This window comes from Rickettsia endosymbiont of Ixodes pacificus (assembly GCF_000965155.1).
GTDB lineage: Bacteria > Pseudomonadota > Alphaproteobacteria > Rickettsiales > Rickettsiaceae > Rickettsia > Rickettsia tamurae.
Genome location: NZ_LAOP01000001.1, coordinates 1,470,245 through 1,482,156 on the forward strand (window position 1 = coordinate 1,470,245; position 11,912 = coordinate 1,482,156).

Sequence of the window (11,912 nt, forward strand, 5' to 3'; positions counted from 1 at the left end):
GAATTTTTGACTAAATTGCTTCGTCGAATTACTACGTAATTCTTCTCGCAATGACAGGAAAACCAAACCATGCAACAACACTGAGTTAGGAATGGCATCAGCAGACTTCAATAACGCTATAAGTGAGCTAGAATGACATTAAAAATATGGTAGCGGGGGCTGGATTTGAACCAACGACCTTCAGATTATGAGCCTGACGAGCTACCGAGCTGCTCCACCCCGCAATAATTGAGAATTGACGATTTATCTGTGTTATATTTTGACTTAGTCCAATACTATGTGAATATTGTTAGTGTCATTCTTGCGTAGATACCGAGTAGTCGTAGACTGCACGGCAATCCAGAAAAAAATAATAAAAAAATTCTGATTTACAGAATTTTTTACTGGATTGCTTCGTCGAATTACTACGTAATTCTTCTCGCAATGACGATTTGTTATCCACAAACAAAGCCTAGCTAGCTTCTTTCTTACTACCGAAAGAAAGACCTGAGAATCTTTTATTGAAATCACTAACACTTTTGTTCGATTGATTTACTACATTTCCGGAATCTTTATTCCATGCCGGATGCTTTCTAAAATCAACATCCATTAAAATTTCACCTGTAGGATGAGTAGACATTGTTTCAAAAACATCGATTCCTACTTTAATCAAAAACTTTTTATATTCTGGATGTATACCGCTTTTCATAATGATTTTGCCGTTTTAGTCTGAATTATTTTTTTCTTAATAGCTCTAGCGTTACTTGATAAAACATTATCATCGGCTTTTAGAATATATGCATCAAAACCGCCAGCTTTTTCCACTGAACTAATACATCTAGCATTAACCGATAATCTATATTCCCCGGCTGTTATATCACTTGTAAACTTAACTGACCTTAAATTAGGCTCAAAACGTCTTCTAGTTTTACGTTGAGAATGTGATACGTTATTGCCGTATAAAACACCCACACCTGTGAGTTCGCACTTACGAGACATAAGCTAAATACCTTAAAACTTATAAATATACAATAGATAAAAAATATAAAGTAATACTCCCCTAGTGTCAAGAGATAATTATGGTCCATTTAGTGAAGAAATAAAGATAGGTACGATAATTTATATGTAAAATAGGCATAAGCCAAGCCTAACATAGTACCGATAACGATTATACGGAATTTTGCAGGACTAAAAATTAAAATAACTATTCCAAGAATAATTACTATTTTTATTATATCGTCTATCGTATAAGAGCTAGAATTTATAGCATAAACATTTAGGTTTATACCTAGAAATATTACTATACATAATAAGTTCTTAAACATTTTATACCTCTATAGGACCGGTAGTTAATCCATTTATAAATTGTTTTAAATAAGGATTATCACTATTACGCATTTCATCTTTACTACCGTACCATTTAATTTTTCCTTGATAAATCATAGCTACTTCTTTAGCTATTTTTTCGGCACTAATCATATCATGAGTTATAGTAATCGTAGTTGCCCCTAACTCTTCTTGGATTTTTATAATTAATTCGTTGATAACATTTGCCATTATAGGATCAAGCCCTGTGGTCGGTTCATCAAGGAATAAAATCGACGGTGTACTACAAATAGCCCTAGCAAGGGCTACTCTTTTTTGCATTCCTCCCGATAATTCGGAAGGGTAAAGATCGAGTATTCTAGGGGACAAACCGACAGAATTAAGCTTTGCACCGGCAAGGTCGTTTTTTTCTTTCTTAGATAATTTTTTAGTCTCAAAAGTAATATTATCACGTATATTTAAGGAGTCAAATAATGCTCCACCTTGGAATAAAAAACCTATACCGTCCATAATCTCAAATTTTTGTTTACTTGAGATATCTTGGATTTCTACATTATCAATAAAAATTTTACCTTTATCAGGTTTAATCAGTCCTACTATATTTTTAATTAGAACGGATTTGCCGCTACCGGAACCACCTAAAATAACTAATGAACTGCCCTTTTTTACATCCAAATCTATTCCGTCTAACACCTTATGATTAGCAAATGATTTATATAATGACCGAATTTTAATTTTAAATTCTTCTTTTTCACTCATATTTATACTTTAAAAAATAATTCGGTTATTAAATAATTACTGATTAAGATAACGATAGAAGAATTTACTACTGCCGAGGTAGTAGCTCTTCCAACTCCCTTAGCCCCTTTACCTGAATAATAGCCGCTATAGCAACTTATTATAGAAATAATAAATCCAAAAACTCCCGTTTTAACAAGACCGGAAATTACGTCAATCGGCTCCAAATACTGAAAAGTACTGGTTAAATAAGCTGCACTATTAAAATCAAGTTTATATACCCCTACCAAATAACCGCCCATAACACCAATTATATCCCCGATTAAAACAAGACAAGGCATTGTAATAATAGCTGCTATTACTCTTGGAAAAACTAAATATTTAATAGGATCGGTAGATAAAGTATATAAAGCATCTACCTGCTCTGTTACTCTCATTGTTGCTATTTCGGCGGCGATTGATGCCCCGACTCTTCCCGCTACCATTAGTCCGGCTAAGACAGGTCCAAGCTCTCTAGTCAGCGACAATACTACTACCGTTGCAATGGAACTTTCAGCTGAGAAACGGGAAAAACCAGTATAGCTCTGTAATGCGAGTACCGCCCCTGAGAAGAAAGTTGTCATCGCAACAACCGAAAGCGAGTAAAATCCGATAAATAATAATTGTCTGATGATTAAACTCAAATATAAAGGCGGTCTTATGATACTGCTAACGGTAGCAAAACTAAATAGAGAAAAACTGCCTACACTTTGTGCAAACTTTATAGTACGTTTACCGACCGAATTAGCTATATTTAATAACATTTGTGTATATTTTTTTGTTTTATAATTATTATCTAAATCGTCATTGCGAGCAGCCGTAGGCGTTGTTGCATGGATCGAAAAACCTACTCGATGTCATCCCCGCATAGGCGGGATCCAGAAAAATAACTTCAAATATTGATATAGAAGTTACATATTTGATAAAATAAACATATAAAAACAAGTTTTTTATATGTTTTATTGGATTCCCGCCTACGCGGGAATGACATAAAACGATCCATGCAACAAAGCCGCAACCGTAGGCTGCGTGTCAATCTCATGAAATAATAACAAATTCCTGAGATTGCTTCGTCAATTACTTCGTAATTTCCGTAGCTCATGATGCTTACTTATAAATTCTCTTATATCTATTACCAAGACTAGTTAATACCTCATACCCGATAGTACCTATAATACTCGCTATTTTATCGGGCGTGCAATGATTTCCGATAATTTCCGCTTCCTGCCCTAGAAAAATATCGGACGGTGGTAGATCGGTAACATCGATATTTATCAAATCCATCGATATTCGCCCTACTATAGGAACGCTGTAACCGTTAATAAACACCTCGCCTTGATTACTAAAGTTACAGCTATATCCGTCGGCATAACCAAGCGGTAACGTTGCAATGACACTATCACGCTTAGTTGTAAAAGTCATATTATAACCGATATGGCTATCTAGTGTCAAATTCTGTAAGTGGATTATAGGAGCTTTTAAGTTTATAGGATTTTTCATTACAGGGTTAAGACCGTATAAGGCTGCCCCCGGTCTTGCTAAATCAAAATGGTAATCCTGTCCTAAAAATATGCCGCCGGAATTAGCAAGGCTTGCTTTGACGTTTGGAAAATATCGTAAATAAGCTTTAAATCTGTTTAATTGTTCTAGATTATAAGAATTATCTATTTCCTCGGATATAGCTAGATGGCTTATAATATATTGTAAATCTAGCCCTTTTAATAAATCACGATTATTAATTAACTGCTCTATTTCATCATGAGTTAATCCAAGGCGATTAATCCCTGTGTTAAAATGTAAATAACAAGGCAATAATCGGTTTTTCAAATTACTAAATTTTTGCCAAATTTCTATTTGTTTTAAGTTATTTAGAACAGGTGTTAAATTATATTCTATCAGCTCTAAAGCATCATGTTCAAAAACGCCGTTAAGCACTAAAATATTAACATCTACTCCTAAAGCTTTGCGTAAATTCACTCCCTCTTCACTTGAGGCTACAAAAAAATGCCTACAATTTTCTTCTATTAAAACTTTAGAAATTTGTACTGCTCCAAGACCGTAACCGTTAGCTTTAACGGCAGCACCGACTAATGAGGTTTTGCAAATATCTTGTAATAAAAGGTAATTATTTTTTATTGCAGATAGATTTATTTCTAGAGTACATAAACTCATAATATATTTCTTAACTCTTTTACGATGATAGACAACACAGGTATTATATGAAATTTTGTAGATAAGTCACTTGTTTCTATAGTATCCGTGATAAAAATATTGTCATAGACCTCTTGCATAACGAAGCTAATAGAGAGGAATTTTGTACGTCAATCCGGTACTCGCATCCTCACGTACACTTTAGTGTGAGGATGCGAGTACCGGATTGACGTACAAAATTCCTCTCTATTAGCTTCGTTATGCAAGAGGTCTATTATCGAATTTTTAGAACCAGCAGAAGGCACTGCATGAGTTATAAAAGCACTAACCGATAAAGCCGAATGTTCTTTTAAAAATCTCGCTGCTTTTACTATTGTTTCACCGCTATCTATAAATATCATCCTGTTATTGATATCATCTCGCAATTATATATTTATATCTCTTTCTTTGTTTATATAAGCTGAATCTATATTTAGTAAATTACTAATTTTTTGAACTCGATTGATACTTCCTTTATCAGGTGCAACTATAACGAAATTGCTATAAGTTCTTAAAAACGGGATATATAAATTTATAGGTTCAAGATTAGAAACAGGAATATTAAAAAATTTCTCTATTTTATCGGAATGTAAATCAATAGTAATTATATGGTTTACTCCGAGCTTCTCTAAAAAATCTGCTATTAACTTAGCAGGAATTATATTTTGAGAATTTATATTATCTTGCCTTACATAACCGAAATAAGGCATTACTAAAATTATTCGATTTGCTCCCGCTTTTTTTGCCGCATCTACTAGCAAGAACAGCTTAATTAAACGATCATTAACGGGTTTTGATGTGGATTGTACTATGATTACATCTTCATTATGAAACGATTCTTGAATTTCTACAGGTAATTCTCGGCTCAATATATTTAACATTTAATGCTATAGCTAAACGAGATGCGAGTAACTTATTACTACTGCCTGCCAAAATTTCCTCGCAATGACGATTTAGGATGACAGTGAAATAAGCTTAAGAACGACTTTCTAATTTTTGTATTAGTGCCTCAAAACCTTGATTTTTTAAAGTATCAGTAAACTCGTCTTGTTGAGCTCCAATAAGACTTACACCTTCCGTAATTATATCAGAAACTTTAAAAACGTCTTTTCCGTTTCCTTTCATTTCACGTACAAGATATTCTACTTTAATAGGGTCTTGCTCTTTATTACTAATGATATTCATAGCAACCATAAAATCGGTCGAGCTTAAAGGACGAACTCCTACTATTTTAGGCTGTTCACCTTTATAATCTTTTATTAAATCAGTATAAGATTTAGTAACATATTTAGAGTAAACTTTGATGAATTCCTGAACCTGCCCACCTGATAAAGTTTTTATCCCATTTCTGCCTAATGTATATTTAGCCATCCAATCAAAATCTAGGTTCTGAGACACTAACTCACGTGCTTTAGCAATTTTTACTCGCTCAGATAGCTTACTATCGTTTAATATACTAGAAGCTTCATTTACTAAATTAGTAACGTAACTGTTCAAACCGGCAGGCACTTTTTCATTAGAATAAGCGGGAAACGTTATAACTAATAGAAATAAACCTGTAATAATTTTTTGCATATAATCCTCTTTAATTTAATTAATTCTTGGGTTTAGGACATTTAAAATTTTCAGGATATTGAACCGATGCTTCACGAGCACGATGTAATGCTGATCTAATAGCCACATAAGGATCGGTAGAATTCTTCATCACATAATCACTAAACGGTAACACAACATATCGATCGTTTATTTTACTAACTGCTAGTACTCCTAAGTTAAAATCATTATGAGTGTAGTACATTAATGGATTAAGAGCATAATTAGTAATTACCGAATCCGTCATGTCTCTTGCGTTAGTACTACCGATTATCGGCAATACTAAATAAGGACCTGGGGCAACCCCATAATGTGCGAGGGTACTACCGAAAGTTTGACGATCAGACGGCAAACCTACTTTACCTGCTACGTCAAATAAACCGCCTATGCCAAGGGTCGTGTTAATGAGAAACCGCCAAACGCTTTTCATAGTTTTATCGTAATTTAACTGAAGCCCATAATTTACCACCGTAAGCGGTGTATCGACATTACTGACGAAACTATTAACACGTGCTTTTACGTAATCATTCGTGATGTTCTTATAACCTATCGCTAAAGGACGCAATATTATATAATCTAACACAGAATTAAATGCAAACACTTTACGGTTAAATTTTTCGTATGGATCATAAACTTCCAAGCAACCGCTTTCGTTTCTTCCACCATTATAGTTATATATGTCATTATCAACATATTCAAGATCAGCTCTTATCAATAATGAACATAAAATAATGGATAATATAATTAATATTCTCATTGATTTATGCTGTTTTCTTACAAACAATAATACTATATTTATTGTTTTCCGCTAGTATTATTTCTTCCGAAGTTAATATAGTAAAATTATTTTTTTGCAAAATATTATTTATTTCATTCAAGTTAAAAATAAATTCTTTGCGTTTTACTGAAAATTGTGTCTTCGCCGCATTCGGTAAACAAAGGGCAAAATACCCTTGTTTACTAAGAGATGAGTATATTAAATTAAAATATTCTATTAAATTGTTAGTAAACGATAATCCACAAAAACTAAAAATAATATCAGATTTATTAGTGTTTTGTTTTAAAAATTCATCTATAGCAATATTATATATTTGATCGTAAATTTTAGTGTTCGGATAATATGTTTCTTGTAAATCATTCATTAAAGTAGAAATTTCTACACCGGTTAAAGTAAAACTTTCCAGAAAACGTTTTTGTATTTCATAACCTACAAGCCCTATATTACTTCCAAGTTCCAAAATAGAGTAATTATCCGGTAAATCAGATATCTGCTTAAGTGCTTCATTAACAAACCTATACGGAAGATGGATATTTTTATCGTTATTAAAAATAGTAGGATAATATTGTGCTGTTAAATCACGATATTTTCCCCAAATTTCTTGAGGTATTTCAGTAATATCCTTATAATTTTTCAAAAAATTTATAAATATAGCTTTATATTTTTCATTAGATTTTTCTAAATATTCTATAGCTTGTCTGTAATTATTTTTTAAAAAATAAACCCATCCGAGTTGATAATATACTTTAGAATCATTAGGATTAAAAAATTTATCGACTAGTTTAAACCTAAGCAATGCATCATTTAAATTACCTCTATATAAATGATCAAGTCCAAGCTGATAATTAGTTTCGGCTAAATGAGAGAATTTATATTTACAATCACTTATATAATTCTTAAATTCTAAAATTTTATTCTTAATAAAATTCGGTATATTTATTATAGTTAAGCAATAATGTTTGATTTTGTCTTTTATTTTACCGAGCATAGTTTAATTACTAAATTAATATTACTTAACTATAATAAAGCATATCTTGATAAATTTTTAAATAAAATAATTTTATTGCGATTAAAATTGCTGTATTATCGCTTTTATAAATAAAGCTTGTTGTGCGGATCAAAAGGGTAAACGTCATTGCGAGGAAATTGCATAGCAATTGACGAAGCAATCTCAGAATATTTGATGAGATTGCCACGCAGCCTACGGCTGCTCGCAATGACGACTCTAGTATCTATGCAACAACACCTAATGCATTAATACGGACTCAAATTATGTCAATTATTTCTACGAGGCTAAGTTCTATAAAGCCATCGCCGACCCTTGCAGTCGTAAAAAAAACTCTTGAACTTAAAAAAGCGGGAGTTGATATTATCGCACTCGGTGCCGGTGAGCCTGATTTTGATACGCCTGACAATATTAAGGAAGCGGCGATTAAAGCGATTAAAGATGGCTTTACTAAATATACTAACGTTGAGGGTATGCCTCTTTTAAAGCAAGCAATAAAAGACAAATTCAAACGTGAAAATAATATAGATTACGAACTTGATGAAATAATAGTAAGCACCGGCGGTAAGCAAGTTATATATAATTTGTTTATGGCATCTTTAGACAAAGGGGATGAGGTAATTATTCCGGCACCCTATTGGGTTTCGTACCCTGATATGGTTGCACTTAGCACAGGAACACCTGTTTTTGTAAATTGCGGAATTGAAAATAACTTTAAATTAAGTGCAGAAGCTTTAGAATGTTCAATTACAGATAAAACTAAGTGGCTTATTATTAACTCTCCTAGTAACCCGACAGGTGCAAGCTATAATTTTGAAGAACTAGAAAATATTGCTAAAGTTTTAAGAAAATATCCCCATGTAAACGTAATGTCCGATGATATTTACGAGCATATTACTTTTGATGATTTTAAATTTTATACATTAGCCCAAATAGCACCTGATTTAAAAGAGAGAATATTTACCGTAAACGGAGTATCTAAAGCTTATTCTATGACGGGTTGGCGTATAGGCTACGGTACAGGCTCTAAAGCTTTGATTAAAGCAATGACTATTATTCAGTCGCAAAGTACTTCAAACTCTTGTTCAATAAGTCAAATGGCTGCTATTGAAGCATTAAACGGTCCTCAAGATTATATAAAGCCTAATGCTTTAAATTTTCAAAAAAAGCGTGATCTTGCTTTATCAATTTTGAAAAGAATAGAATATTTTGAGTGCTATAAGCCGGAAGGGGCATTTTACTTATTTGTTAAATGCGATAAAATATTTGGGCATAAAACTAAATCAGGAAAAATTATTGCAAATAGTAATGATTTTGCCGAATATTTACTTGAAGAAGCAAAAGTTGCCGTAGTACCCGGTATTGCTTTCGGCTTAGAGGGATATTTTAGAATCTCTTATGCTACTTCTATGAAAGAGCTAGAAGAGGCTTGTATTAGAATTGAGAGGGCTTGTAGTTCTATAGGTTGATTATGTTGTATGGCTTCAGTTTTCCCATTGTCAACCGTGGACAAGCCACGATATGACAAATTAAGGTAATCAATGCGGAAAGTTTTTAAAAAATTTTTAAAAAATAATAAATACGTACTTAGTATAATTACTATTTTACTATATTGGTATTTGCGTTTTGTTTACTTTACTTCAAGGCAGAAATTTATATTTTACGATAACGGCAATAAGGAAAAATTCCTAAACGAACAAGGTGTAATCTTTGCATTTTGGCATAATATGCTCGCCTTAAGTCCGGCTATGTTTATAGGACATAGAAATATCTATGCTTTAATATCCCCGCATTTAGACGGAAAAATTTTAAACGATTTAGTAGGAAAATTCGGTTGCAGAGTTATAGTAGGTTCTACTAATAAAAATCCAATTGGAGCTTTACGTAATATTATAGGTAAGCTATCTCAAGGTGCAAATATAATAGTCACGCCGGATGGTCCTAAAGGACCGGTATATAAAGTAAATAGCGGCATTACTGAAATTGCCTATAGATATAACAAAAAACTTATTCCGATAGTAAGTAGTACCTCTAAATGTTTTAGACTAAAAAGTTGGGATAAATTAATAATACCCCTACCGTTTGGTACTATTAAAATCATAGTTGGCTCACCTTTAGAACTCACAAATGATAAAATACAAAACCATATAAGCCTTGAAAAACAATTAGCAAGCTTAACCCAGAGAGCTTAAAGAAATGATGCTATTATATTATGCTTTAAGCTTTATATTATTACCTATTTATTTCATTATAATTCTTATCCGCTTATTAATAGGTAAAGAAGATATAAGACGCATCCAAGAACGTTTTGCTATCGGGAAAAGCAGACAAGACTATTCATTAGACTTCTTGCATAACGAAGCTAATAAAGAGGAATTTAAAGGAGACACGGAACGCAGAACCGCAGCGTACACAAGCGTACGTGAGGATTCGAGTACCGGATCGACGTATAAATTACCTTTAGAAGCAAGTTATGCAAGAAGTCTAATATGGATTCATGCAGCAAGCGTCGGCGAATCTATGGCAGCTTTAACATTAATATATAATATAAGTAAACGCTATCCTGACGTTCGTTTTTTAGTAACTTCTTGGACTAACAGCTCCGCTAAAATATTAACTGCCAAATTACCTAAAATAGCAGTTCACCAATTTTTACCGATAGATAATATTATTTTTACTCGAAAATTTTTAAGAAATTGGCAACCTAATTTAGGTATTTTTATAGAATCGGAATTATGGCCGTGTACTATTAATGAGGGAGCGAGGCAGTGTAAATTACTGCTAGTAAATGCTCGTATTTCCGATAAATCGTTTAAAGCTTGGCTAAAAAGAAAAAGCTTTTTTCAGCTTATTCTCAAAAATTTCAGTAAAATTATCGCACAAAGCGAGCGTGACTTACAAAAATTCAATGAACTTGGAGTATCGAATGCAGTTAATTTAGGCAATATTAAATTTGCTAATGAAAAACTTCCGGTCAATCAAGAAGAGTTATCAAAATTAAGCTTACATTTAGAAAATAGGCGAGTCGTGGTATTTGCTAGCACTCACCCCGAAGATGAAGAAGTGATTTTGCCTATAATCAAAAACCTAAAAGAGCAGTTTTTAGATTGCTATGTTATCTTAATTCCAAGACATCCTGAGCGAGTTAAATCAATTATCGATAATTGTAAGTCACATAATTTATCCGCTACCACTAAATCACAAAATGATTTACCTGTTTTAAGCGATGACCTTTATATAGTTGATAGATTCGGTGAAATGGGGTTGTTTTTTTCCGTAGCTACAATTTCTCTTATCGGCGGTTCTTTTAAACAAGGCGGGCATAATATTTTAGAAGCGGCATATTTCTCTAATTGTATTATATTCGGTCCCGATATGAGTAAAAACACCGATATCGCTAAAGGCGTACTGCAAAATGAAGCAGCTATCCAAATCAAAAACGGTGAAGATTTACTAACCAAACTAACATATCTACTTAGGTCTAATAATTCTCTAGAACTTAAAGCCTATCGTGAAAATGCTTTAAAATTTGTTGAGGACAACCAAAAAATCCTAGATGAATATTTAAAAGTAATTACAAAGTTTCTTTGATAGCTGAATTCGGTTAATAAAAATAGAACTTCTAAAATAATATTTGACTTCTAATTGCAATATGATTAAATAAGGCTTATTTAATCATGGAGGAGGTATTATGTTTACGCAAGATCCGGAGACCATACGCAGAATTGCAAATAAACAGGCAACAGATGACCTTGAGGCAAGAAAAAGAGCTAAAAAATACGGAAAGTCATCTGATAGCGGAGATGGAGAATTTTTAGGAGCCGTAATAATAATTACCGGTTATGTATAGCTAGACCATAGTAATAGGTACAGTTAAATAAACTTTAGTACGTGTTCTACAGCCATACTGATATCTTTGAATTGCCCCGTAACTTTTCTTATTTCGTTCTTAATCTTAAACCAATAATGTTCTATAGGATTTAAGTCTGGGCTATATGTAGGTAAGAATAAAATTCTGCACCCAACCGACTCGATTAATTCTCTTATTATATTATTCTTATGGAAGTTGATATTATCCATAATTACTGTTTGTCCAGGATGTAATTCTTTAGTTAATATAGTCTCTACATAGGTTGTAAATATTTCTTTATTACAATTTCCTTCAAATATTACTGGCGCTATAATTTGATTATTACGAAGCCCCGCTATCTACTGATCCTGGATTTATGTTGATACTTTGTTTCATAACATCTAGTACCTTTT

At 32.6% G+C, this 11,912-nt stretch carries 14 protein-coding genes, 1 tRNA gene and 2 pseudogenes; 4 read left to right on the plus strand and 13 right to left on the minus strand.

Annotated features, from left to right (window positions below; genetic code table 11):
• Window positions 1-147: 147 nt before the first annotated feature.
• From REIP_RS07750 to REIP_RS07800, 12 genes and pseudogenes are all read right to left on the minus strand, one after another.
• Window positions 148-224, minus strand: a tRNA-Met gene (locus tag REIP_RS07750).
• 227 nt (window positions 225-451) lie between these two features.
• Window positions 452-688: a 50S ribosomal protein L31 gene (gene rpmE / locus REIP_RS07755; RefSeq protein ID WP_023507278.1), complete on the minus strand. Its 237-nt coding sequence runs from the start codon at window positions 686-688 to the stop codon at window positions 452-454.
• Window positions 685-978 carry a 50S ribosomal protein L28 gene (gene rpmB / locus REIP_RS07760; RefSeq protein ID WP_004996729.1) on the minus strand — a complete coding sequence of 98 codons (294 nt, stop codon included), beginning with the start codon at window positions 976-978 and terminating at the stop codon, window positions 685-687. The genes rpmE and rpmB overlap by 4 nt, the downstream gene beginning before the upstream one ends.
• A 78-nt stretch (window positions 979-1,056) precedes the next feature.
• Window positions 1,057-1,304, minus strand: a pseudogene (locus tag REIP_RS10205) (DUF5510 family protein).
• 1 nt (window position 1,305) lies between these two features.
• Window positions 1,306-2,064, minus strand: a complete 759-nt coding sequence (locus REIP_RS07765) for an ABC transporter ATP-binding protein (RefSeq protein ID WP_045804225.1) — start codon at window positions 2,062-2,064, stop codon at window positions 1,306-1,308.
• 2 nt (window positions 2,065-2,066) lie between these two features.
• Window positions 2,067-2,846 (minus strand): MlaE family ABC transporter permease, encoded by a 780-nt coding sequence (locus tag REIP_RS07770; RefSeq protein ID WP_045804226.1) that lies wholly within the window; start codon window positions 2,844-2,846, stop codon window positions 2,067-2,069.
• 343 nt (window positions 2,847-3,189) lie between these two features.
• Window positions 3,190-4,254, minus strand: coding sequence for an alanine racemase (locus tag REIP_RS07775; RefSeq protein WP_045804227.1), 1,065 nt, complete (start codon window positions 4,252-4,254; stop codon window positions 3,190-3,192).
• Between the two features lie 149 nt (window positions 4,255-4,403).
• The gene (locus tag REIP_RS12920; protein WP_231569129.1) at window positions 4,404-4,634 is read right to left on the minus strand and encodes a hypothetical protein; all 231 of its coding nucleotides are present in this window, start codon (window positions 4,632-4,634) and stop codon (window positions 4,404-4,406) included.
• Window positions 4,635-4,658: 24 nt separating this feature from the next.
• Window positions 4,659-5,153: a ribose-phosphate diphosphokinase gene (gene prs / locus REIP_RS12925; protein WP_231569310.1), complete on the minus strand. Its 495-nt coding sequence runs from the start codon at window positions 5,151-5,153 to the stop codon at window positions 4,659-4,661.
• Between the two features lie 94 nt (window positions 5,154-5,247).
• Window positions 5,248-5,847, minus strand: a complete 600-nt coding sequence (locus REIP_RS07790; RefSeq protein ID WP_045803507.1) for an ABC transporter substrate-binding protein — start codon at window positions 5,845-5,847, stop codon at window positions 5,248-5,250.
• A gap of 19 nt (window positions 5,848-5,866) precedes the next feature.
• A complete protein-coding gene (locus REIP_RS07795) occupies window positions 5,867-6,622 on the minus strand; it encodes a VacJ family lipoprotein (protein WP_045803508.1) in 756 nt (251 codons plus the stop codon).
• Between the two features lie 4 nt (window positions 6,623-6,626).
• Window positions 6,627-7,631 carry a methyltransferase domain-containing protein gene (locus REIP_RS07800; RefSeq protein ID WP_045803509.1) on the minus strand — a complete coding sequence of 335 codons (1,005 nt, stop codon included), beginning with the start codon at window positions 7,629-7,631 and terminating at the stop codon, window positions 6,627-6,629.
• A gap of 284 nt (window positions 7,632-7,915) precedes the next feature.
• Here REIP_RS07800 and REIP_RS07805 point away from each other — a divergent pair, with 284 nt between their 5' ends.
• From REIP_RS07805 to REIP_RS11325, 4 genes are all read left to right on the plus strand, one after another.
• A complete protein-coding gene (locus REIP_RS07805; protein ID WP_045803510.1) occupies window positions 7,916-9,118 on the plus strand; it encodes a pyridoxal phosphate-dependent aminotransferase in 1,203 nt (400 codons plus the stop codon).
• Window positions 9,119-9,190: 72 nt separating this feature from the next.
• Entirely contained in the window at window positions 9,191-9,841 is a 651-nt protein-coding gene (locus REIP_RS07810; RefSeq protein ID WP_045803511.1) for a lysophospholipid acyltransferase family protein, read from the plus strand.
• A gap of 4 nt (window positions 9,842-9,845) precedes the next feature.
• Window positions 9,846-11,240: a lipid IV(A) 3-deoxy-D-manno-octulosonic acid transferase gene (waaA, locus tag REIP_RS07815; RefSeq protein ID WP_045803512.1), complete on the plus strand. Its 1,395-nt coding sequence runs from the start codon at window positions 9,846-9,848 to the stop codon at window positions 11,238-11,240.
• Between the two features lie 100 nt (window positions 11,241-11,340).
• On the plus strand, window positions 11,341-11,499 hold the full coding sequence (locus REIP_RS11325; RefSeq protein WP_156147373.1) for a hypothetical protein: 159 nt from the start codon (window positions 11,341-11,343) through the stop codon (window positions 11,497-11,499).
• A 23-nt stretch (window positions 11,500-11,522) separates the two neighbouring features.
• Here the strand turns inward: REIP_RS11325 and REIP_RS10210 are convergent.
• Window positions 11,523-11,912, minus strand: a pseudogene (locus tag REIP_RS10210) (IS630 family transposase); the annotation flags it as partial.